Raw genomic sequence first — 19906 nt, 5'->3', positions numbered from 1 at the left:
CCTAGCTACCACCACAGCCAGGACCCCCGCTACGACCACAGCCAGGACCCCAGCCACGCCCATGACGCCGGCCAGGGCCACTGCCCCCGCTACCACCCCGGCGACCCCAGCCATCCCCACAGCCCCCCCCCCACCCCCCCCCCCCCCGCCCCCCCCCCCCCCCCCCCCCCCCCCCCCCCCCCCCCCCCCCCCCCCCCCCCCCCCCACGCCTCCGCCCCGAACCCCCCTGCCCCGAACGCCTCCGCCCCGGTGACGAGCGGCCCCGGCGGCGGTCAGCCCTCCTGGGCCCAGCAGGTGCACCGGCTCGCGGGCCCCTCCGACGACGAGCAGCCCGTCACGCCCTGGAAGCCGCCGGTCGAGGACATCTTCCAGGCGGCCGCCCGCCGCCAGGCCTCCGCCCGCCCCGCGAGCCTCGGCAAGCGGCTGGCCGCCCGCCTGGTGGACTCCCTCGTCCTCGGAGCCGTCACCGCGGTGGCAGGCGTACCGCTCGGCATCAAGGCGATCGACCACGTCAACGAGAAGATCGACGCGGCCAAGCTGTCCGGCGAGACGGTCACGGTCTGGCTGCTCGACGGCACGACCTCCGTGTACCTGGGCATCGTCCTCGCCGTCCTGCTCCTCGCCGGCGTCCTCTACGAGGCGCTGCCCACCGCCAAGTGGGGCCGCACCCTCGGCAAGAAGCTGCTCGGTCTGGAGGTGCGGGACATCGAGGCCCACGAGCCCCCGTCCTTCGGTGCGGCCCTGCGCCGCTGGCTCGTCTACAGCGTGCCCGGACTGCTCGCCGTCGGTCTCGTCGGTGTCCTGTGGGGGCTGTTCGACAGGCCGTGGCACCAGTGCTGGCACGACAAGGTCGCGCATACGTTCGTGGCGGGCTGAGGGCATACCGCAGAAGACGTAAGGAATTCGGTCCCCCGGACGGCCGCTCGCAGGATGCGGAGCCGGGGTGTTCGCGGTCGACTCGGGCCATGAGCAGTGAACCGCCTCCCGGCTCCGGTCAGCAGCCACCGGAAGACGATCCGTTCAGGAAGCAGCCCCCGCCGTCCGAGGGCCCGGGCTCGCCGTACGGCGGTCAGCCACCGCCTCCCCCGGGCGGCGGCGGCCCCTACGGCGGCGCCCCCTACGGCGGTGGCGGATACCCCGGCGACCCACTCGCCGGCATGCCACCGCTCGCGGACAGCGGCAAGCGCACGCTCGCCCGGATCATCGACATGATCCTCGTGGGCATCGTGGTCTGGCTGCTCACCTGGGGCTTCGGCGTCAACGAGTACGACGTGGACACCGACGAGGTCAACTACGGCAAGTCCCTCGGACAGTCGCTGGTCGCCGCCGTGCTCTACATCGCGTACGACACCTTCATGATCGCCAAGTCGGGTCAGACGCTCGGCAAGAAGTGGCTGGGCATGCGGGTGGCGAACCTCGACAACGGTGCCACGCCCTCCGTGCGGAGCACGTTGATCCGCTCGGCGGTGCTGTGGCTCCCGTTCGCGTTCTGCTGCGCCTGCATCTGGACCGCGATCTCGGGCGGCTGGAGCTTCTTCGACAAGCCCTACAAACAGGGCCTGCACGACAAGGCGGCCAAGACTGTGGTGGTCAGCACCAGCTGAGGGTGCGGTACTGGCGTCCTACGGGGCGTCAGGAAGCAGCGCGCTCGTGCACCGGCTCGGAAGCCACCGCGGCGATGGAGGCCGGCACGGGCGCCTCCGCTTGCTCCGCCTCCTGCGCGGCGGGCTGCCGCACCGCGACCACGCGGGACTTCGGTGCCGGGGCCGTCATGGCGACCAGAAGCCCGAGGGCGAGCGCCGCGACAGCGATGACCGCGATCCCCACGCCCGAACTCGTCTGTGACAGCAGCAGCATGGCGAGCGTCGAGAAGATCACGGTGCAGGAGCCGTAGGCGAGCTGTGCGGCAGTCGGACGAGGCATGGCAATCGTGTCCTCGGAAGTGGGGGTCCACGGGGGTGTCGGCCTGGCTTTCCGCCGTTTTCGGGGCGTTCTGCCAATCGACTCTAATCGCCTGCATGCCCGAGTGGAACGAACGGTAAGCGTGACCTGACCAACAGTGCCGGTGCACGGGGGGCGCACAGGTTCATGCCGTCCACCCAGTGGACGGACCCGCGCGCCTGTTCGGTTGTCCGTCACGCGTCCGGGAAATGAACCCTCGCGGGCGTCCGCGTCACTGACACCAGCGCCTGAATCAAGATCGTCAAGAGGCTTCCGGATGGGCGAACGATCACGGTCCCGATCGGACCGTCCGTAGGGTAGACGGCATTCCAGCAGGTCAGAGGCGTGTCGGCAATGGCCCTCTGGCGGGTTGCCGCCGATCGTGTTTAGGTGCGTCCTGTGCCTCGCTTATTGACACCGACATCGACGCCGACTCGCACGGGGGTGTGACCGCATGGCCGCAGGAGGTTTCTGCAAGCTGCCGACCGGCAGTGTGGTGGTGGCGCTGAACCTGCCCAGCCCCACGACCCACGGCACGGGCAGCGTCCGCGTGCTCGTGCACGCCCAGAACCGGGCGCGGGCCCTGACCAGGCTGCGCAACCTCGGCATGCGGGCGGTGTACCTGCGGGGCAACGCCGCACCGCCGACCCCGGACGAGATCACCGCGGTCCTGCACCACCCCGACGGCCTCATATGGCGTACGGCACCCGACAGTGGCGTCGGCGGCCCGGAGTTCGTCCAGGAGTTGTGGCAGCCGATCAGGGCGCTCCTCAGACGGCCACCGGCCGCGGCGTGAGCCCTCGGGCTCTGTAGGCCCCTTGGGGGTGTTTTGAAAGTCCCGCACAGCACCCACGGCGCCCGGCACGCACCCTCGCCGCACCGGCCAAAGACCCAAGTAGCTCCGCTACGAGGGCCTTCGTCCGGCACGCCGAGGGCACGCACCGAACACCGCGGGCACCGCACAGGACTTTCAAAACACCCCCTAGGCGACCGCGGGCTTCCCGGAAAGCGGGGGCTTCCCGGAAAGCTGGTTCTAGGCGACCACGGGCTTCCCGGAGAGCTCCACGCCCGCCTCCCGCATCTCCTCCAGCGCCCGCTCGGTGGTCTCCCCGGCCACCCCGGCGGTCAGATCGAGCAGCACATGCGTGCGGAAGCCCTCCCGTACGGCGTCCAGGGCGGTGGCCCGGACACAGTGGTCGGTCGCGATCCCGACCACGTCCACCTCCTCGACCTCCCGGGCCCGCAGCCAGTCGGCCAGCGTCACCCCGTTCTCGTCGACGCCCTCGAACCCGCTGTACGCCGCCGCGTACGCCCCCTTGTCGAAGACGGCGTCGACCGCGCCGGACGCGACCGCGGGAGCGAAGTTCGGGTGGAAGCCCACGCCCTCGGTGCCGGCGACGCAGTGCGCGGGCCAGGAGCGGACGTAGTCGGGGTTGTCGGCGAAGTGGCCGCCGGGGGCGATGTGGTGGTCGCGAGTGGCCACGACGTGCTGGTAGCCGGAGCCGGCCGCCTGCCCGATCAACTCGGTGACGGCGGCGGCCACATCGGCACCCCCGGCCACCGCGAGGCTGCCCCCCTCGCAGAAGTCGTTCTGCACGTCAACGACGATCAAGGCGCGGCGCATGGTCGGTGTCCTTCGACTATGGGGTCGGGGGTGAAGGGTGCTGCGAGCCCGGCCGGTGAACTTCCGAGCCTATTGACTTCGGCGGCCGTATGGGAGGGGGCGCCATGGGGCGCGTGAACGCGGGCACCAGCTCTAGGGGGCGTCTGATGGATCTCCGCGGCGTCGCGACGCCCGGCACGCACTCTCGCCGCACCGCGCGAAAGCCCTAGTAGCTCCGCTACGAGGACTTCCGCGCGGCACGCCGAGAGCACGCACCGAACGCCGCTCCTTCTTCCGCGGATATCCATCAGACGCCCCCTAGCTACCCGTGCCCCCGTGTACGTACTCCGTCGGAAGGACCGGTTCCCCGCGCGAGAGCTGGGTCGCCGACAGCGGCAGGTTGGCGCGCGCGGCCGCGTGCCGGTCCCGTACGACGTCCAGCGGCTCGCGGGCTGTGACCTCGCCGCCCTTGACGAGCTGGACGAGCAGCTGACGGTCGGCCAGCTCGCCCGGGACGGGCCCGGTGCCGACGACCTCGGCCTCCGCGACGCCGTACTCGTCCAGCCGGCGCGCGGCCCACTTGCGGCCGCCGATGGAGGTCTTGCCGCCGGACGACTTCTTCGCCACCGGCACCAGCGGGGCCTTCGGGTCGGCGGACTCGGCGCGGGCGACCAGCTTGTAGACCATCGAGCAGGTGGGGTGCCCGGAGCCGGTCACCAGCTGGGTGCCGACGCCGTACGCGTCCACGGGCGCCGCCGCCAGCGAGGCGATGGCGTACTCGTCGAGGTCCGAGGTCACGATGATCCTCGTGTCCCGCGCCCCCAGCTCGTCCAGCTGCTGCCGCACCCGGTGCGCGACCAGCAGCAGGTCGCCGGAGTCGATCCGCACGGCGCCCAGTTCGGGCCCGGCGACCTCCACGGCCGTACGGACGGCCTCGGTGACGTCGTACGTGTCCACGAGCAGCGTGGTGTTCCGGCCCAGCGAGTTCACCTGGGCCTGGAAGGCGTCCCGCTCGCGGTCGTGCAGCAGGGTGAAGGCGTGGGCGCTGGTGCCCACCGTGGGGATGCCGTAGCGGAAGCCCGCCGCCAGATCGGAGGTGGTGGCGAAGCCGCCGACGTACGCGGCGCGCGCGGCGGCGACGGCGGACAGCTCATGGGTGCGGCGGGCGCCCATCTCGATCAGCGGGCGGTCCCCGGCGGCGGAGGACATGCGGGAGGCGGCCGCGGCGATGGCCGAGTCGTGGTTGAGGATCGAAAGGATCACGGTCTCCAGCAGCACGCACTCGGCGAAGGAGCCCTCGACCCGCATGATCGGCGAGCCCGGGAAGTACACCTCGCCCTCGGGGTAGCCCCAGATGTCACCGCTGAAGCGGTAGGAGGCGAGCCAGCCCAGGGTCTCCTCGTCGACTATTGCGCGCTCGCGCAGGAAGCCGAGGACGTCCGCGTCGAAACGGAAGTTCTCCACCGCGTCCAGCACGCGGCCGGTGCCCGCGACCACGCCGTAACGGCGCCCGTTCGGCAACCGCCGTGTGAAGACCTCGAACACGCTGCGCCGCCCGGCGGTGCCCGCCTTCAGGGCGCCTTGCAGCATCGTGAGCTCGTACTGGTCCGTGAAGAGCGCCGTCGAGGGAACATCCACCGGCAGCCCAAGGTCCGCTGTGTTCATGACGAGAGATGCTACCCCCATTCGCGTCAGTGTGACGATTTGTGGCGTGCGTGGCAGCATGGGCCATGTGACGTCACCCGCTCCCGTAGAGATCGAACGCACCGAATCGGCGGAGGAGGTCTTCGCCGTCCCTGAGCCGGACGTCCCCTGGGTCACCATCGTCCACAACGACCCGGTCAACCTCATGAGCTATGTGACCTACGTCTTCCAGACGTACTTCGGGTACTCCAAGGACAAGGCCACCAAACTCATGCTGGACGTCCACCACAAGGGCCGGGCGGTCGTCTCCAGCGGCACACGCGAGGAGATGGAACGCGACGTGCAGGCCATGCACGGCTACGGTCTGTGGGCCACGCTCCAGCAGGACCGGAAATGACCCGGCCCGGCAGCGCAGCGCCGGACCGGACCCGCCCCAGCCGCCCGCAGGACCGGAAGTAGCGATACCCCCTGATGCCAGGACACTTCGAACCGCTCCCCGGCGGCGGCGCGGCCGTCGCCCTCGACGACGTCGAGATCTCGATCATCCGGTCGCTGGCCGTCCAGCTCCTGGAGCTCATCGGCCCCGGCCCCGCCGAGGAGGCCGGCGACGATCCGCTCGCCGAGCTGTTCTCCGAGGGCCCGAGCGAGCCGCCCGCCGACCCGGTCCTCAAGCGCCTCTTCCCGGACGCCTACAGCGACCCCGAGGGCACCCCACAGGCCAGGGAGGCCGAGGAGCAGCGGGCGTACTCCGCCGAGTTCCGCCGCTACACCGAGAACGACCTCAGGGCCGGCAAGCGCGACAACGCCCTCGCGGTGATCCGCTCACTGGACGCGCTCGCCTCCGCCGGTGAGGGCGGGGCGGTCCTGAAGCTGTCACCCGAGGAGTCCCAGCAGTGGCTCGGCGCCCTGAACGACCTGCGCCTGGCGATCGGCTCCCGGCTGGAGATCAGCGACGACGAGGACACCGACCTCCTCTACCGCCTGCCGGACGAGGACCCGCGCAAGCCGATGGTGATGGCGTATCTGTGGCTGGGCGGGCTCCAGGAGACGCTGGTCGCCACCCTTCTGCCGTAATGTGTGACGGTTTATTTCCCGACTTGTGACGGTTCTGTGTTCGCTCAGAGGACGCTCAAATCCGGATAACGATCACGTCACCGCTCCGGCCGACTGTGCCCCTTTTGTGTCCTCTTTGTCCTCCTCTCCCTGTGTGATGCGCCACACCTCGCGCAGGTGATCAATGTGGCGGCCGTGATAAATCTTCACGACCGCCCGGCGAACACCACCCGTATGTTCGGCCGGGTGCGCCACCGAGCCGGCGGATCGCCGGCCAGGCACGGGCGGGCTCGCGAAACCCGCTCAGCTCCATCAGTCCGGGGGGATCGAGACCCGATCCGAGGCCGACGAGAGGCCCGGGTCGGCATGGAGAAAGGCGCACCACAAACATGACCTCAGCGCAGGTCGACACGGAGAAGACCCCCGAAGAGGGGTACGAGCGCGGGCTCGGCAGCCGTCAGGTCCAGATGATCGCGATCGGCGGCGCCATCGGCGTCGGCCTCTTCCTGGGCGCCGGGGCGAACATCGCCAAAGCCGGACCCAGCCTGATCCTCATGTACGCCCTCGCGGGCGTGATCATCTTCTTCATCATGCGGGCACTCGGCGAGCTGCTGCTCTACCGCCCGGTCTCGGGCTCCTTCGCGGAGTACTCCCGCGAATTCCTCGGCCCGTTCTTCGGCTACTTCACCGGCTGGACGTACTGGCTGATGTGGGTGGTCACCGGCATGGCGGAGCTCACCGCCGCCGCGATCTACGTCAACTACTGGTTCCCGTCCATCCCGCAGTGGGTGACGGCCCTGGTCTTCCTGGTGATCCTCTTCGGGGTCAACCTGATCTCCGTGAAGCTCTTCGGCGAGCTGGAGTTCTGGTTCTCGATGGTCAAGGTCACCGCCCTGATCGGCATGATCGTCATCGGCCTCGGCGTGCTCACCTTCGGCTTCAGCAACGCCGGTGACACCGCGGCCGTCTCCAACCTGTGGGCCTTCGACGGCTTCTTCCCCAAGGGCATCGGCTCGTCCCTGATGACCCTGCAGGGCGTCATGTTCGCCTACCTCGCCGTCGAGCTCGTCGGTGTCACGGCCGGCGAGTCCGAGGACCCCGAGAAGACCCTCCCCAAGGCGATCAACACCCTTCCCTGGCGCATCGCCCTGTTCTACGTCGGCGCCCTCACCGTCATCCTCTGCGTGGTGAAGTGGACCGAGTTCGCCGAGGGCGTCAGCCCCTTCGTGAAGGCCTTCGCGGTCATCGGCATCCCGGCCGGCGCCGGCATCGTCAACTTCGTCGTGCTGACCGCCGCCCTGTCCTCCTGCAACTCCGGCATGTACTCCACGGGCCGCATGCTGCGGAACCTGGCCGAGAGCGGCGAGGCCCCCAAGGCCTTCAGCAAGCTGTCGTCGACCAAGACGCCCGCCTTCGGCATCCTCGTCTCCGTGCTCTTCATGGGCATCGGCGTGATCCTGAACTACATCGTCCCGGAGAAGGCCTTCGGCTACGTCACCTCCGTCGCCACCGCCGCCGGCATCTGGACCTGGCTGATGATCCTGGTCAGCCACGTCCTCTACCGCCGCGCGGTCGAGGCGGGCCGCCTGCCCGCCTCCTCCTTCCCGGCGCCGGGCGGCTCGAAGTGCAGCTACGTCGCCATCGCCTTCCTGCTCTTCGTCACCGGCCTCATCGCCTACGACGCCGACGCCCGCGTCTGCCTCTACGTGATGGCCGGCTGGGCCGCCGCCCTGGGCATCGGCTGGACGATCCTGAAGAGCCGCAACCCGCAGATCGCGGAGCGCCACGAGACGCGGTTCGACAAGGTCGGCTGAACTCTTCCGCCCGTCCGTCCGGCATGTGGGCCGTCCCGTACCACCCCTCGGTACGGGACGGCCCTTCTGCTTATCCTGACCAGCATGCTGACCATCACCCAGGATCTGTACGACAAGATCGTCGCGCACGCGCGCGCGGACCACCCCGACGAAGCGTGCGGCCTCATCGCGGGCCCCGAGAAGTCCGACCGGCCCGAGCGCCACATTCCGATGCTCAACGCCGCGCGCTCTCCCACCTTCTACGAGTTCGACAGCATGGAGCAGCTCCGGGTCGACAAGGAGATGCGGGCCCGCGGCGAGGAGGCGGTGGTCATCTACCACTCCCACTCGGCGACCGAGGCCTACCCCTCCCGTACCGACATCAAGCTCGCCCAGGAGCCAGGCGCCCACTACGTCCTCGTCTCCACCGCCGACACGGACGGCCTCGGCGAGTTCCAGTTCCGCTCCTTCCGGATCCTCGAGGGCGAGGTGACCGAGGAAGAGGTCAAGGTCGTCGAGGCATACTGATCGCCGTACGCCAGTCGTACGCCACCGGACAACTCGCCGTATCGGAGATGGTGTTGACGCAGTGGACGAACGGGCGGCGCCCCACGCTGGAGGACGTCGCCCGCCGGGCGGGAGTCTCGAAGTCCACGGTGTCGCGGGTGATCAACGCCGAGCCCAGGGTGCGGGCGGAGGTCGTCGACCGCGTCCGGGAAGTGATCGCCGAGCTCGGATACGTACCCAACCAGGCCGCCCGCCAGCTGGTCACCCACCGCACCAACGCCGTCGCCGTCGTCGCCACCCAGCCGCAGAACCGGCTCTTCATCGACCCCTTCTTCGACTGCCTGCTGCGCGGCGTCCGCAGAGAACTCGCGGAACACGGCGCACAGGCCGTCCTGCTCTTCCTCGAGGAGCCCGACGACTACGCGCGCGTGGCCGACTTCCTCGGCGGCGGCCATGTCGACGGCGCCGTGCTGTTCTCCCTGCGCCCCGGCGACCGGCTGCACTCGATGATCGACCGACTCGCCATCCCCACCGTGTTCGGCGGCCGCCCCCTCCTGCGCGACGGCGACACCGTGCGCGGACACACCTACGTCGACGGCGACAACCGCGGGGGAGCCCGGCAAGCCGTCCAGCACCTGGTCTCGCTCGGCCGCCGGCACATCGCGACCGTCGCCGGCCCGTACGACCAGGAGAACTCCGCCGTCGACCGCCTCGCCGGCTACCGGGACGTCCTCCTGGACCAACCCCCACTGGTCGAGAGGGCCGACTACACGCGGCAGGGCGGCGCCGACGCCATGGCCGCGCTGCTCGACCGGTGCCCCGACCTGGACGCCGTGTTCGTCGCCTCGGACTACATGGCGTCCGGCGCGCTGCAGACGCTGCGGGAACGCGGGTACCGCGTGCCGGACGACGTGGCCGTCGTCGGCTTCGACGACCTGGCCGAGATCGCCGAGTCGACCGACCCGCCGCTGACCACCGTCCACCAGGACGTCGAGGGCATGGGCCGCCTCATGGCCCGGCTGCTGTACGACCGCACCACACAGGCCGGCGCACCGGACGTGTCCTCGGTCGTGGTGCCGACCCGGCTGGTCCTTCGCGAGTCCGCTTGAGCCCGCGGTGTGCCTGAGCCTTGCGGTGTGTGTGAGCCGTGGGGTCTGCCTGAGCCCTGCGGTGTGCCTGAGCCGTGCGGCGTCCTGAGCCGTGCAGTGTCCTGAGCCGTGCGGCGTCCTGAGCTGTACCGTCTCACTCCCCGGCCGAAAACCGTCCGGAATGTGGGATCACATATCGGGACCCGGACCGGGAATCGATACGATGACCCCATGGTTTCCCACGACGTGAGCGAAAAGACGCCGGGCATGCTGCTCGTGGCGCGGCTGCACGTCGACCTGTGCAGGCTCGCCAGCGCCATCTGTTGACGCTGCCCCCTGCCGCCGTACGGCCGTGAGCCGCGGCGCCCGGACCGCAACAACCCTTGCTGAACCGCGCTGCCGCGCGCCCACCGACCCGAACACCATCCGACAGGAGCCCTGAGCCATGGCCATCGAGGTCCGCATCCCGACCATCCTCCGCCAGTACACCGACGGCCAGAAGGCGGTGGAGGGCACCGGGGACACTCTCGCCGAGCTCTTCGCCGATCTCGAGACCCGGCATGCGGGCATCCACGCCCGCATCGTGGAAGACGAGCAGCTGCGCCGCTTCGTCAACGTCTACCTCAACGACGAGGACGTCCGCTTCCTCGACGGCATCAACACCAAGCTCACCGACGGCGACAACGTGACCATCCTGCCGGCCGTCGCCGGCGGCATGGCCTAGAGGCCCTGACCACCCATGCGTTACGACTCCCCGCTGGCCGCGGTGGGCAACACCCCGTTGGTGCGCCTGCCGCGGCTCTCCCCGTCCGCCGACGTCAGCATCTGGGCCAAGCTGGAGGACCGCAACCCGACCGGCTCGGTCAAGGACCGCCCCGCCCTGCACATGATCGAGCAGGCCGAGAAGGACGGCCGCCTGACCCCGGGCTGCACCATCCTCGAGCCCACCTCCGGCAACACCGGCATCTCCCTCGCCATGGCCGCCAAGCTCAAGGGCTACCGCATGGTCTGCGTGATGCCCGAGAACACCTCCCAGGAAAGGCGCGACCTCCTCGGCATGTGGGGCGCCGAGATCATCTCCAGCCCCGCCGCGGGCGGCTCCAACACCGCCGTACGGGTAGCCAAGGAAATCGCCGCCGAGCACCCCGACTGGGTCATGCTCTACCAGTACGGCAACCCGGACAACGCCGGCGCCCACTACGCGACGACAGGCCCCGAGATCCTCGCCGACCTCCCCTCCGTCACCCACTTCGTCGCCGGCCTCGGCACCACCGGCACCCTCATGGGCGTCGGCCGCTACCTCCGCGAGAACAAACCGGACGTCAAGATCGTCGCCGCCGAACCGCGCTACGACGACCTGGTGTACGGCCTGCGCAACCTCGACGAGGGCTTCGTACCCGAGCTCTACGACGCCTCCGTCCTGACCACCCGCTTCTCCGTCGGCTCCGCGGACGCCGTGACCCGCACCCGCGAGCTCCTCCAGCAGGAGGGCATCTTCGCGGGCGTCTCCACCGGCGCCGCCCTGCACGCGGCGATCGGCGTCGCCAACAAGGCCGTCAAGGCCGGCGAGAGCGCGGACATCGTGTTCGTCGTCGCCGACGGCGGCTGGAAGTACCTGTCCACGGGCGTCTACACGGCGGCCACCACCGAAGAGGCCATCGAGACCCTCCAGGGCCAGCTCTGGGCGTAGGCCCTTCTCCGTAGCTATGTAGCCAGGTGACGGACCTGGTCCCACAGGACCGGGTCCACCACACCCACCCGCCGCCTGAAGTCCCCCACCGGCACCCGACGCAGCTCGTCCGTCTCCAGGAAACTGGCGCGTCCGTGCGCGTCGCCCACCGAGCCCGGCGGCAGCGGAATCACCCCGGACCGCTCATCGCGGTACTTGCTGGTGATCTTCGCGACGGTCGCGTGACGCCCCCGCACCGCCAGCACCAGACACGGCCGGTCCTTCCCCCCGGACCCCTCCTCGAACGGCACACTCGCCCACCAGATCTCCGCCGGCACCGGATGAACACGCGCCCGCCCCGCCGGCCCCTCCGCACGCCCCGGCGGCCGCGTCCGCCGCCCCGCCGGACGCCGTCCGCGCCCCCAGCCGTCAACGAGCGTGGCGACCAGCGCGAGCAGCACCACCGCCGCGATCGCGAGCCACCAAGACGTGTCCATGAGGACGACGTTACCGGCGCGCCTGCCACCGCGCGCCCCCTCCCACACCTCACACGCCCCGCGACCAGCCGATTCGGTGACACCACAGGTGAGTTCGCCCACAACAGCCCTTGGTGGAGGAGCGACCCGGCGTTTTGCGCCTTACGCTCGACGCACCGCACGACCCCCGACGCCCCTTCTCTCGTTCCCCGCCAGCGGAGGTTTCTGTTTCATGAAGCTCACCGTCGTCGGCTGCTCGGGGTCGTTCCCGTCCGCGGAATCGGCCTGCTCGAGCTACCTCGTCGAGGCCGACGGCTTCCGGCTGCTTCTCGACCTGGGCAACGGTGCCCTGGGCGAGCTGCAGCGCCACTGCGGTCTCTACGACCTCGACGCGATCTTCCTCAGCCATCTGCACGCCGACCACTGCATCGACATGTGCGCGTACTTCGTCGCGCGCTACTACCGCCACGACGGCGGCCGCTGCGACCCGATCCCCGTCTACGGACCCGAGGGCACGGAACACCGGCTGACCACCGCCTACGCGGACACCCCCACCGCCTCGTCCATGAGCGAGGTCTTCGACTTCCACACGGTCAAGCCGTCCACCTTCGAGATCGGCCCGTTCACCGTGCACACGGAGCGCGTGGCCCACCCCGTCGAGGCGTACGGCATCCGCGTCGAGCACGCCGGCACGTCACTGACGTACTCCGGCGACACGGGCGTCACCCCGACCCTGGACGAACTCGCCCGCGACACCGACCTGTTCCTGTGCGAGGCCGCGTTCACGTACGGCAAGGAGAACATCCCCGACCTGCACCTCAACGGCCGCGAGGCGGGTGAGACGGCGGCCCGGGCAGGCGCCCGCCGCCTGGTCCTCACCCACATCCCCCCGTGGACCGACCCGCAGGTCAACCTGTCCGACGCCCGCGCGGCCTTCGACGGCCCGGTGGAACTGGCGGCGCCGAGGCAGACGTACGAGATCTAGCGCATACGGCTACCAGCGCATACGACTTCCAGTGCATACGGCATGACAAGGCCCCCGGAGCTCGACGGCTCCGGGGGCCTCCTGCTGCCCTTCAGGGACTGCTCACGCCTTGGTGAGGTCCTCGACCTCCTCCTCGGGCTCGCGGCCCGGGGTGGGGAGGTCGAACTTGGTGATCGCGAAGCGGAATACGGTGTAGTAGATCGCCGCGAAGACCAGGCCGATCGGGATGATCAGCCAGGGTTTGGTGGCCAGGTTCCAGTTGAGGGCGTAGTCGATGAAGCCCGCGGAGAAGTTGAAGCCCGCGTGGACGCCCAGGCCCCAGGTGATGGCCATGGAGACGGCGGTCAACACCGCGTGGATCACGTACAGGAGCGGAGCGATGAACATGAACGAGAACTCGATCGGCTCGGTCACACCGGTGAAGAAGGAGGTCAGCGCGAGCGAGATCATCATGCCCATCACGGCCTTGCGGCGCTCGGGGCGGGCGCAGTGCGCGATGGCGATCGCCGCGGCCGGCAGACCGAACATCATGATCGGGAAGAAGCCGGACATGAACATTCCGGCGGTCGGGTCGCCGGCCAAGAAGCGGCTGTAGTCGCCGTGGACGACCTCGCCGGCGGCGTCCTTGAAGTCGCCGAGCTGGAACCACGCCACCGTGTTCACGAACTGGTGCATGCCGATCGGGATGAGCGCGCGGTTGATCGCGCCGAAGAGGGCCGCGCCGAAGGACCCCAGGCCGGTCATCCACTCGCCGAATTCGCCGATGGCCTCACCGATCGGCTCCCAGACCAGCCCGAAGAAGACGCCGACGGCGACGCCGACGAAGGCCATGATGATCGGGACGAGACGCCGGCCGTTGAAGAAGCCGAGCCAGTCCACCAGCTTCTTGCGGTGGTACCGCTGCCACAGGACCGCCGAGAGCAGACCCATGGTGATGCCGCCGAGGACACCCGGGTTGTTGTAGGTCGCGGCTATGTCCGCACCCTTGGTGATCTTTGCCTCGGTGACCGGGAAGGACTCGAGGACCTTGCTGTAGACCAGGAAGCCCACCAGCGCGGCGAGGGCGGTCGAGCCGTCGGACTTCTTGGCGAAGCCGATGGCGACGCCGATACAGAAGAGCATCGGCAGGGCGCCGGTGATGGCGCTGCCCGCGTTGTTGAACACCGAGGCGACCTTGTCCCAGCCGAGGCCGTCCTTGCCGAACACGTCGTCCTGGCCGAGCCGGACCATCAGGCCCGCCGCCGGCAGCACGGCGATCGGGAGCTGGAGGCTGCGGCCGACCTTCTGCAGGCCCTGGAACAGTCCGGAGCCCCGCTTCTTCGCGGGGGCCGCCGTTTCGGTGGCGGAGCTCATACTTCCTCCATCGGGTGGTGGTCTACACCACTCAGTGGTGTAGACCTGTTTGTAGCACGATGAAGGGCGTATAAGGAACCCGTGATTTTCGCTACCCATAGGGAGAAGGAACATGGCCAGCAAGGCTGAGAAGATCGTTGCCGGGCTCGGCGGCATCGACAACATCGAAGAGGTCGAAGGCTGCATCACACGGCTGCGCACCGAGGTCAGCGACGCCTCGCTGGTCAACGAGGCGGCCCTGAAGGCCGCCGGCGCCCACGGCGTCGTCAAGATGGGCACCGCGATCCAGGTCGTCATCGGCACCGACGCCGACCCCATCGCCGCGGAGATCGAAGACATGATGTGAGCCGCCCCGCTCACTTCCGAGGGGGCTCACTTCCGAGGGGCCTTTCCCATCGCGGGAGGGGCCCCTTCCTCACGGACGGCCAGGCCCGTCCCCAGGTACGACTAGGCTCGTGGCCATGTCTCGAATCGACGGCCGCACCCCCGAACAACTCCGCCCGATCACCATCGAACGCGGCTGGAGCAAGCACGCCGAGGGCTCCGTCCTCGTCTCCTTCGGCGACACCAAGGTCTTCTGCACCGCCTCCGTCACCGAAGGCGTCCCGCGCTGGCGCAAAGGCAGCGGCGAAGGCTGGGTCACCGCCGAATACTCCATGCTCCCCCGCGCCACCAACACCCGCGGCGACCGCGAATCCGTACGCGGCAAGATCGGCGGCCGAACGCACGAGATCTCCCGCCTCATCGGCCGCTCCCTGCGCGCCGTCATCGACTACAAAGCACTCGGCGAGAACACCATCGTCCTGGACTGCGACGTACTCCAGGCCGACGGCGGCACGCGCACGGCCGCCATCACCGGCGCCTACGTCGCCCTCGCCGACGCCGTCTCCTGGGCCCAGGGCAAGAAACTCATCAAGGCCGGCCGCCAGCCCCTGACCGGCACGGTCTCGGCCGTCTCGGTCGGCATCGTCGGCGGAGTCCCACTCCTCGACCTCTGCTACGAGGAAGACGTACGCGCCGAGACCGACATGAACGTCGTCTGCACCGGCGACGGCCGCTTCGTCGAGGTCCAGGGCACCGCGGAGGCCGAACCCTTCGCGCGCGAGGAACTCAACGCGCTCCTCGACCTAGCGGTCACCGGCTGCACGGAACTCGCTGTCCTCCAGCACAAGGCACTTGATACCGTCCTCGAAAAGTAAAGGACGCGCCAAGGAGGACGGCCGCCGCGGGCAACCGCGCCGACCCGCCTGGCGTCACTACGGGTACGGGCGTACGGCACACCACCGTGCGCCCGGCCAGCGCACGGGCCGACGAGGCCTGCCAACGGGAGGGATCCGATCCATGGCCGCGAGCCGACGCCGCCGTAGTCGCCGTACCGCCATCGCCGCCGCAGTCGCGGCCGTCGGGCTGACGGTCGGCCTCACGACGGGCTGCGACGCCGTCAACAAGGCACTGGACTGCGTCCAGACCGCCGACGCCATCGCCGACAGCGTCACAGAACTCCAGCAGGCCGTGGAGAGCGCGTCGAACGACCCGACGCAGCTCGAGGAATCCCTCGACTCCATCGACAAGAACCTCGACGAGATCGGCGACAAGACGGACAACACGGACGTCAACAAGGCCGTCGACGACCTGAGCAAGGCCGTCACCAACGTCCGCACCTCCGTCGAGAACGGCGACGCGACCCCCGACATCAGCCCCGTCACGGACGCGGCCGGCGAACTGACCAAGGTCTGCACGCCGTAACCACGGACGGCGAGGGCGGAATACTGGACCCCATGACCCGTTTGATCCTCGCCACCCGCAACGCCGGAAAGATCACCGAACTCAGGTCGATCCTCGCCGACGCTCACCTGCCCCACGACCTGGTCGGCGCGGACGCCTACCCGGACGTACCCGACGTCAAGGAAACGGGCGTCACATTCGCCGAGAACGCACTGCTGAAGGCCCACGCCCTCGCCCAGGCCACAGGCCTACCCGCCGTGGCCGACGACTCCGGCCTGTGCGTCGACGTCCTGGGCGGCGCCCCCGGCATCTTCTCCGCCCGCTGGTCGGGCCGGCATGGGGACGATCGCGCGAACCTGGAGCTATTGCTGGCCCAGCTGTCCGACATCGCTGATGAGCATCGGGGGGCGCACTTCGCTTGCGCGGCGGCACTCGCCCTCCCGGACGGCACGGAGAGGGTGGTGGAGGGGCAGCTGCGGGGGGTGCTGCGGCACGCGCCGGTGGGCACGAACGGCTTCGGGTACGACCCGATTCTGCAGCCGGAGGGGGAGACGCGGACGTGCGCCGAGATGAGTGCTGAGGAGAAGAATGCGATCAGTCATCGGGGGAAGGCGTTTCGGGCGCTTGTGCCGGTAGTTCGGGAACTGTTGGGCTGAGCTCACGGAAACGCCCCGCACCTTTGAATCGCAGGTGCGGGGCGGTGCGGCCGGTGGGACTCGAACCCACACGGGCTTTCGCCCAAGGGCTTCTAAGGCCCTCGCGTATGCCATTTCGCCACGGCCGCGCAGGCGACATGCTACCGGTCCTGTCGTGCTTGCCTACGCCGACCTCCTCGGCACCAGGTACTGGTGCTGGCATGACAGTTAGGGCAGAGCAACCGCAGGTTCTCCCGTCGATCGTCACTCCAGTCCCCGTTGATGTGATCGACCTCCAGCGTCATCGGTTTGCCGAGCCACTCGGGACCAACCCCGCACTCGGCGCACTCCTCGGCCATCCCAACCTCGCGGAGTGCTCGACGCAGCAGTATGGTCCGTGTCCGGCGCTCGCCCTCATGCTTGACCAGAATGTCCTCGGGCCGTTTGGTAAGTAGCGGACGGGACTTCCCTCGCTGATGCGCCTGCCCTAGAAAGTGCTCGGTCGAGAGTTGTTCCTCGGCGATCCACTGGCGCAGCAGCGCGCGTTGCGTTCCGTTGTCCGGGCGTTCCAGGCGGCGAAGCACCGCTGCGATGGAGGTGGACTCGGCGACCGCAGCACGTAACTCGTCGCGGTTGGGCTGTGCTCGCCTATTGCCGAAGTGCGAGATGTCGATGCCGAAGTGAGCGAAGCGTCTCGTGAGGTACCTACGGAGCGTGCCGTACGGCTGGGTACCGAAAAAGGCGATGACCTCGTCGATGTCGGCACACTGTGCGGCAGCTTCGGTGAGTCGCTCGCGGGTGTACTGCACACCACTGCTCATGAGACGGCCGCCTTGCCGCGCCCTCGGTAACTATCCGTTGTGGAGTGGCAGTTGGGGCACAAGAACCGCAGATTTTCGATCCGGTTGTCGCGCCAGTTGCCGTCGATGTGGTCGACCTCCAGGGGGAGCGGATGACCTCGCCAGACGGCTTCCGTACCGCACAGAGCACATCGCTCCGGCACGCCCTTTGCTGTCATCGCCCACCTCAGCCGATCGCTCGGGATGCGCCGGGCCTCGCCCACTGGCTGCTCGACAAGGAAGGCCTCTGGTGTTCGAGGTCGCCAGGGCTTGCCGCGCCGTGTCGGCACCTGGAAGTGCGAGATATCGATGCCGTACGCCTTGATCCGTCGGCTGATGTGCGTGTGGTGCCCGCCGACTACTTCGAGCCCGAGACGGCGCAGCACCTCGCACATGTTCGTCGAAGCCGAGACTGCCGCCTGGAGGACCTCCCTGGTCCAGCGCACCCCCTCCCGCTCGAAGTGCGAGACATTCACCCCCAGCTTGTTCATCCGCTCGAAGATGTACCGCCGCGTCGAACTCTTTGGGTCCACCCCCAACCTCACCAACGCCTCCGACAACGTCCGCGCCCCCTGAGCCGCTTCCTCCAGCCGCTCCTTCGGATACGCACTGACCCCCATCGTTCCCCTCCGATCTCGGCCACACGTTCGTGGCCTCGCACGGAGTAACGAACCGTTTATCGGACGGTCACGCTCGGTCTGTTGATATGCTGCGGATCACAGTCAGGCCTTCCAGGCGCGGACCCGTGTCCGCCCGGGAGGCTTTTTTCATGACCTCATCAGAGCTGACCGTCCGCCCAGCCACCTCCGCCGACCGCCCCACCGTCGAGCGCCTCTGGCTTCTGTTCCGGCATGAACTGTCCGAGTTCGGTGGGCAACTGCCCAACCCCGACGGGACGTTTCGCCGTGAGCGGCTGGAGGCTGCCTTCTCCGGGTCCGTCGACTGGGCGCCGTATCTGATCAGCAGGGGCGAGCAGCCCGTCGGGTTCGCCTTTGTGCGGGCGCTCAGTGAGCCCACCCGCGTGATCAACAGCTTCTTCGTCGTGCGGGGCGTGCGCAGGAGCGGGGTCGGGCTGGCGGCCGTGCGGGAGGTTGTGGCCCGGCATCCGGGGGAGTGGGAGGTCGCCTTTCAGGACGACAATCCCGGTGCCGTGTGCTTCTGGCGGCGGGTTGCCGAGGAGCTGGCGCCGGGGGCGTGGACGGAGGAGCGCAGGCCGGTTCCCGAGCGGCCCGACCTGGCTCCCGACGTCTGGGTTTTCTTCAGGTCCCCGAGTTCTTAGATGCCCAGGTCCTTGATGATCTTCGCCACGTGGCCCGCCGCCCGTACGTTGTACAGGGCCCGTTCGACCTTGCCCTCCTCGTCCACGATCACCGTGGAGCGGATGACGCCCATGTATGTCTTGCCGTAGTTCTTCTTCTCGCCGAAGGCGCCGTAGGCGTCGAGGACCTTCTTGTCGGGGTCTGCCAGGAGCGTGATATTGAGGGACTCCTTGTCGCGGAACTTGGCCAGCTTCTCCGGCTTGTCGGGGGAGATGCCGATCACGTCGTAGCCGGCGCCGGCCAGCAGTTCGAGGTTGTCCGTGAAGTCGCACGCCTGCTTGGTGCAGCCGGGGGTGAGGGCCGCGGGGTAGAAGTAGACGATGACCTTGCGGCCTTTGTGGTCCGACAGGGACACCCCGGTGCCGTCGGCGTCGGGGAGGGTGAAGGCGGGGGCGGTGTCCCCGGGCTGGAGTCGCTCGCTCATCGGTCCAGCGTAACCGGGGGTGCTGACAGCGCGGTCGCGGGCGGAACTGACAGACTGTCCAGAACAAAGCATCAGCAGACTTCGGAGGCCGTACGGTGGCGGACACGTCGGACACGAGAACCCCGGCGCAGATCGAGGCGGACATCAGGCGCCGCCGCGAGATGCTGGCCGAGACGCTCGACGAGATCGGGGCGCGGGTGCACCCGAAGACGATCGTGGGCGATGCCAAGGCCAAGGTCGTGTCGAATATCGATCACACCCTTGGGCGGGCCTATGTGGGGGTCAATCGGGCCGTGACGGATGTCAAGGCTCAGTTCGTGGACGAGGAGGGCTCGCCGCGGCTGGAGCGGGTCGTGCCCGTGGCGCTCGTCGTGGTCGGGGTCGTGGGGCTGCTGGCCCTGGGGACCCGGCGGCGCAAGGGCTGACCCACCCGGGTACGGGCGTGTCGAAGACAGGTAGGTTCAAGGCGTGAGCGCCAACAGGAACGAGCACAGCACCCAGCACGACAAGCTGCCCATCCGGATGCTGCACGACCGTGTACTCGTGCGGCAGGACACCAGCGAGGGCGAGCGGCGTTCGGGCGGCGGCATTCTGATTCCCGCCACCGCGGCCGTGGGCCGTCGGCTGGCGTGGGCGGAGGTCGTCGCGGTGGGGCAGAACGTACGGACTGTGGAGCCGGGGGATCGGGTCCTGTTCGATCCGGAGGACCGGGCTGAGGTCGAGGTGCGGGGTGTCCCGTACGTGCTGATGCGTGAGCGGGATCTGCATGCGGTGGCTGCGGATCGGTTCGAGGGGTCCGAGGACACCACCGGGTTGTACCTGTAGAGAGATGCCCGTAGTGCAACGGCCTCA

27 protein-coding genes and 1 tRNA gene are annotated in these 19906 nt (G+C 69.0%); 19 read left to right on the top strand and 9 right to left on the bottom strand.

Annotated elements, in window-relative coordinates; genetic code table 11:
- Both CLM62_RS39035 and CLM62_RS39030 read left to right on the top strand, forming a co-directional pair.
- On the top strand, window positions 1-876 hold an 876-nt coding region (locus CLM62_RS39035; protein WP_373559229.1), incomplete at its 5' end, for an RDD family protein.
- A gap of 89 nt (window positions 877-965) precedes the next feature.
- Window positions 966-1604, top strand: coding sequence for an RDD family protein (locus tag CLM62_RS39030; RefSeq protein WP_095754615.1), 639 nt, complete (start codon window positions 966-968; stop codon window positions 1602-1604).
- 28 nt (window positions 1605-1632) lie between these two features.
- On the opposite strand, the gene CLM62_RS39025 is transcribed toward CLM62_RS39030, so the two are convergent.
- Entirely contained in the window at window positions 1633-1923 is a 291-nt protein-coding gene (locus CLM62_RS39025) for a hypothetical protein (RefSeq protein ID WP_179382413.1), read from the bottom strand.
- A gap of 472 nt (window positions 1924-2395) precedes the next feature.
- On the opposite strand from CLM62_RS39025, the gene CLM62_RS39020 reads away from it, so the two are divergent.
- Window positions 2396-2737 (top strand): hypothetical protein, encoded by a 342-nt coding sequence (locus CLM62_RS39020; protein ID WP_095754614.1) that lies wholly within the window; start codon window positions 2396-2398, stop codon window positions 2735-2737.
- Window positions 2738-2974: 237 nt separating this feature from the next.
- Here the strand turns inward: CLM62_RS39020 and CLM62_RS39010 are convergent, their stop codons facing one another.
- Complete coding sequence (locus CLM62_RS39010; RefSeq protein ID WP_095754613.1) at window positions 2975-3565, bottom strand: isochorismatase family protein; 591 nt, start codon at window positions 3563-3565, stop codon at window positions 2975-2977.
- A 297-nt stretch (window positions 3566-3862) separates the two neighbouring features.
- Window positions 3863-5209, bottom strand: coding sequence for a nicotinate phosphoribosyltransferase (locus CLM62_RS39005; RefSeq protein ID WP_095754612.1), 1347 nt, complete (start codon window positions 5207-5209; stop codon window positions 3863-3865).
- A gap of 58 nt (window positions 5210-5267) precedes the next feature.
- Between CLM62_RS39005 and clpS the strand changes: the two genes are divergently transcribed.
- The 8 genes from clpS to CLM62_RS38965 all read left to right on the top strand — a co-directional run bounded on the left by clpS (window position 5268) and on the right by CLM62_RS38965 (window position 11319).
- Complete coding sequence (gene clpS / locus CLM62_RS39000) at window positions 5268-5585, top strand: ATP-dependent Clp protease adapter ClpS (RefSeq protein WP_095754611.1); 318 nt, start codon at window positions 5268-5270, stop codon at window positions 5583-5585.
- A gap of 74 nt (window positions 5586-5659) precedes the next feature.
- Entirely contained in the window at window positions 5660-6262 is a 603-nt protein-coding gene (locus CLM62_RS38995; protein WP_095754610.1) for a DUF2017 domain-containing protein, read from the top strand.
- Window positions 6263-6630: 368 nt separating this feature from the next.
- Window positions 6631-8055, top strand: coding sequence for an amino acid permease (locus tag CLM62_RS38990; protein ID WP_095754609.1), 1425 nt, complete (start codon window positions 6631-6633; stop codon window positions 8053-8055).
- 84 nt (window positions 8056-8139) lie between these two features.
- Entirely contained in the window at window positions 8140-8562 is a 423-nt protein-coding gene (locus tag CLM62_RS38985) for a Mov34/MPN/PAD-1 family protein (protein ID WP_095754608.1), read from the top strand.
- A 47-nt stretch (window positions 8563-8609) separates the two neighbouring features.
- On the top strand, window positions 8610-9650 hold the full coding sequence (locus CLM62_RS38980) for a LacI family DNA-binding transcriptional regulator (RefSeq protein WP_095754607.1): 1041 nt from the start codon (window positions 8610-8612) through the stop codon (window positions 9648-9650).
- 210 nt (window positions 9651-9860) lie between these two features.
- On the top strand, window positions 9861-9956 hold the full coding sequence (locus CLM62_RS53300) for a putative leader peptide (protein ID WP_019759525.1): 96 nt from the start codon (window positions 9861-9863) through the stop codon (window positions 9954-9956).
- A 118-nt stretch (window positions 9957-10074) separates the two neighbouring features.
- Complete coding sequence (locus CLM62_RS38970) at window positions 10075-10353, top strand: MoaD/ThiS family protein (RefSeq protein WP_095754605.1); 279 nt, start codon at window positions 10075-10077, stop codon at window positions 10351-10353.
- A gap of 15 nt (window positions 10354-10368) precedes the next feature.
- Window positions 10369-11319 (top strand): PLP-dependent cysteine synthase family protein, encoded by a 951-nt coding sequence (locus tag CLM62_RS38965; protein WP_095754604.1) that lies wholly within the window; start codon window positions 10369-10371, stop codon window positions 11317-11319.
- A 14-nt stretch (window positions 11320-11333) separates the two neighbouring features.
- Here CLM62_RS38965 and CLM62_RS38960 read toward each other — a convergent pair whose 3' ends face one another.
- Window positions 11334-11795, bottom strand: coding sequence for a type II toxin-antitoxin system PemK/MazF family toxin (locus CLM62_RS38960; protein WP_095754627.1), 462 nt, complete (start codon window positions 11793-11795; stop codon window positions 11334-11336).
- A 211-nt stretch (window positions 11796-12006) separates the two neighbouring features.
- On the opposite strand from CLM62_RS38960, the gene CLM62_RS38955 reads away from it, so the two are divergent.
- Window positions 12007-12759 carry an MBL fold metallo-hydrolase gene (locus tag CLM62_RS38955; protein ID WP_095754603.1) on the top strand — a complete coding sequence of 251 codons (753 nt, stop codon included), beginning with the start codon at window positions 12007-12009 and terminating at the stop codon, window positions 12757-12759.
- A 102-nt stretch (window positions 12760-12861) separates the two neighbouring features.
- Here CLM62_RS38955 and CLM62_RS38950 read toward each other — a convergent pair whose 3' ends face one another.
- Window positions 12862-14112, bottom strand: coding sequence for a PTS transporter subunit EIIC (locus CLM62_RS38950; RefSeq protein ID WP_095754602.1), 1251 nt, complete (start codon window positions 14110-14112; stop codon window positions 12862-12864).
- A 112-nt stretch (window positions 14113-14224) separates the two neighbouring features.
- On the opposite strand from CLM62_RS38950, the gene CLM62_RS38945 reads away from it, so the two are divergent.
- The 4 genes from CLM62_RS38945 (at window position 14225) to rdgB (ending at window position 16493) form a co-directional block, all read left to right on the top strand.
- Entirely contained in the window at window positions 14225-14458 is a 234-nt protein-coding gene (locus tag CLM62_RS38945; protein ID WP_095754601.1) for a glucose PTS transporter subunit EIIB, read from the top strand.
- Between the two features lie 115 nt (window positions 14459-14573).
- Entirely contained in the window at window positions 14574-15311 is a 738-nt protein-coding gene (rph, locus tag CLM62_RS38940) for a ribonuclease PH (protein ID WP_095754626.1), read from the top strand.
- 142 nt (window positions 15312-15453) lie between these two features.
- Window positions 15454-15858 carry a hypothetical protein gene (locus tag CLM62_RS38935; protein ID WP_095754600.1) on the top strand — a complete coding sequence of 135 codons (405 nt, stop codon included), beginning with the start codon at window positions 15454-15456 and terminating at the stop codon, window positions 15856-15858.
- Window positions 15859-15890: 32 nt separating this feature from the next.
- Entirely contained in the window at window positions 15891-16493 is a 603-nt protein-coding gene (gene rdgB / locus CLM62_RS38930) for an RdgB/HAM1 family non-canonical purine NTP pyrophosphatase (protein ID WP_095754599.1), read from the top strand.
- Between the two features lie 45 nt (window positions 16494-16538).
- Here rdgB and CLM62_RS38925 read toward each other — a convergent pair.
- The 3 genes from CLM62_RS38925 to CLM62_RS38915 all read right to left on the bottom strand — a co-directional run bounded on the left by CLM62_RS38925 (window position 16539) and on the right by CLM62_RS38915 (window position 17931).
- Window positions 16539-16621, bottom strand: a tRNA-Leu gene (locus CLM62_RS38925).
- Window positions 16622-16633: 12 nt separating this feature from the next.
- The gene (locus tag CLM62_RS38920) at window positions 16634-17293 is read right to left on the bottom strand and encodes an HNH endonuclease signature motif containing protein (protein ID WP_095754598.1); all 660 of its coding nucleotides are present in this window, start codon (window positions 17291-17293) and stop codon (window positions 16634-16636) included.
- Window positions 17290-17931, bottom strand: coding sequence for an HNH endonuclease signature motif containing protein (locus CLM62_RS38915; RefSeq protein WP_095754597.1), 642 nt, complete (start codon window positions 17929-17931; stop codon window positions 17290-17292). Before CLM62_RS38915 ends, CLM62_RS38920 begins: the two co-directional genes overlap by 4 nt.
- A gap of 149 nt (window positions 17932-18080) precedes the next feature.
- Between CLM62_RS38915 and CLM62_RS38910 the strand changes: the two genes are divergently transcribed.
- A complete protein-coding gene (locus CLM62_RS38910) occupies window positions 18081-18590 on the top strand; it encodes a GNAT family N-acetyltransferase (RefSeq protein WP_095754596.1) in 510 nt (169 codons plus the stop codon).
- Here the strand turns inward: CLM62_RS38910 and bcp are convergent.
- Window positions 18587-19054 (bottom strand): thioredoxin-dependent thiol peroxidase, encoded by a 468-nt coding sequence (bcp, locus tag CLM62_RS38905; RefSeq protein WP_095754595.1) that lies wholly within the window; start codon window positions 19052-19054, stop codon window positions 18587-18589. The two genes, CLM62_RS38910 and bcp, sit on opposite strands and share 4 nt — an antisense overlap.
- Window positions 19055-19149: 95 nt before the next feature.
- On the opposite strand from bcp, the gene CLM62_RS38900 reads away from it, so the two are divergent.
- Both CLM62_RS38900 and CLM62_RS38895 read left to right on the top strand, forming a co-directional pair.
- Window positions 19150-19479, top strand: coding sequence for a DUF3618 domain-containing protein (locus tag CLM62_RS38900; RefSeq protein ID WP_095754594.1), 330 nt, complete (start codon window positions 19150-19152; stop codon window positions 19477-19479).
- A 43-nt stretch (window positions 19480-19522) separates the two neighbouring features.
- The gene (locus CLM62_RS38895; RefSeq protein WP_095754593.1) at window positions 19523-19879 is read left to right on the top strand and encodes a co-chaperone GroES; all 357 of its coding nucleotides are present in this window, start codon (window positions 19523-19525) and stop codon (window positions 19877-19879) included.
- Window positions 19880-19906 lie beyond the last annotated feature (27 nt).

This window comes from Streptomyces sp. SA15 (genome assembly GCF_002291145.1).
GTDB lineage: Bacteria > Actinomycetota > Actinomycetes > Streptomycetales > Streptomycetaceae > Streptomyces.
The sequence above is the reverse complement of the archived record's forward strand: the minus strand, read 5'-3'. Positions and strand labels throughout refer to the sequence as shown.

Bases quoted from the DNA above. Each gene is read 5' to 3' on its own strand.
- CLM62_RS39030 (WP_095754615.1), top strand. From the start codon at position 966: ATGAGCAGTGAACCGCCTCCCGGCTCCGGTCAGCAGCCACCGGAAGAC.
- CLM62_RS39025 (WP_179382413.1), bottom strand. From the start codon at position 1,923: ATGCCTCGTCCGACTGCCGCACAGCTCGCCTACGGCTCCTGCACCGTG.
- CLM62_RS39020 (WP_095754614.1), top strand. From the start codon at position 2,396: ATGGCCGCAGGAGGTTTCTGCAAGCTGCCGACCGGCAGTGTGGTGGTG.
- CLM62_RS39010 (WP_095754613.1), bottom strand. From the start codon at position 3,565: ATGCGCCGCGCCTTGATCGTCGTTGACGTGCAGAACGACTTCTGCGAG.
- CLM62_RS39005 (WP_095754612.1), bottom strand. From the start codon at position 5,209: ATGAACACAGCGGACCTTGGGCTGCCGGTGGATGTTCCCTCGACGGCG.
- clpS (WP_095754611.1), top strand. From the start codon at position 5,268: ATGGGCCATGTGACGTCACCCGCTCCCGTAGAGATCGAACGCACCGAA.
- CLM62_RS38995 (WP_095754610.1), top strand. From the start codon at position 5,660: ATGCCAGGACACTTCGAACCGCTCCCCGGCGGCGGCGCGGCCGTCGCC.
- CLM62_RS38990 (WP_095754609.1), top strand. From the start codon at position 6,631: ATGACCTCAGCGCAGGTCGACACGGAGAAGACCCCCGAAGAGGGGTAC.
- CLM62_RS38985 (WP_095754608.1), top strand. From the start codon at position 8,140: ATGCTGACCATCACCCAGGATCTGTACGACAAGATCGTCGCGCACGCG.
- CLM62_RS38980 (WP_095754607.1), top strand. From the start codon at position 8,610: ATGGTGTTGACGCAGTGGACGAACGGGCGGCGCCCCACGCTGGAGGAC.
- CLM62_RS53300 (WP_019759525.1), top strand. From the start codon at position 9,861: ATGGTTTCCCACGACGTGAGCGAAAAGACGCCGGGCATGCTGCTCGTG.
- CLM62_RS38970 (WP_095754605.1), top strand. From the start codon at position 10,075: ATGGCCATCGAGGTCCGCATCCCGACCATCCTCCGCCAGTACACCGAC.
- CLM62_RS38965 (WP_095754604.1), top strand. From the start codon at position 10,369: ATGCGTTACGACTCCCCGCTGGCCGCGGTGGGCAACACCCCGTTGGTG.
- CLM62_RS38960 (WP_095754627.1), bottom strand. From the start codon at position 11,795: ATGGACACGTCTTGGTGGCTCGCGATCGCGGCGGTGGTGCTGCTCGCG.
- CLM62_RS38955 (WP_095754603.1), top strand. From the start codon at position 12,007: ATGAAGCTCACCGTCGTCGGCTGCTCGGGGTCGTTCCCGTCCGCGGAA.
- CLM62_RS38950 (WP_095754602.1), bottom strand. From the start codon at position 14,112: ATGAGCTCCGCCACCGAAACGGCGGCCCCCGCGAAGAAGCGGGGCTCC.
- CLM62_RS38945 (WP_095754601.1), top strand. From the start codon at position 14,225: ATGGCCAGCAAGGCTGAGAAGATCGTTGCCGGGCTCGGCGGCATCGAC.
- rph (WP_095754626.1), top strand. From the start codon at position 14,574: ATGTCTCGAATCGACGGCCGCACCCCCGAACAACTCCGCCCGATCACC.
- CLM62_RS38935 (WP_095754600.1), top strand. From the start codon at position 15,454: ATGGCCGCGAGCCGACGCCGCCGTAGTCGCCGTACCGCCATCGCCGCC.
- rdgB (WP_095754599.1), top strand. From the start codon at position 15,891: ATGACCCGTTTGATCCTCGCCACCCGCAACGCCGGAAAGATCACCGAA.
- CLM62_RS38920 (WP_095754598.1), bottom strand. From the start codon at position 17,293: ATGAGCAGTGGTGTGCAGTACACCCGCGAGCGACTCACCGAAGCTGCC.
- CLM62_RS38915 (WP_095754597.1), bottom strand. From the start codon at position 17,931: ATGGGGGTCAGTGCGTATCCGAAGGAGCGGCTGGAGGAAGCGGCTCAG.
- CLM62_RS38910 (WP_095754596.1), top strand. From the start codon at position 18,081: ATGACCTCATCAGAGCTGACCGTCCGCCCAGCCACCTCCGCCGACCGC.
- bcp (WP_095754595.1), bottom strand. From the start codon at position 19,054: ATGAGCGAGCGACTCCAGCCCGGGGACACCGCCCCCGCCTTCACCCTC.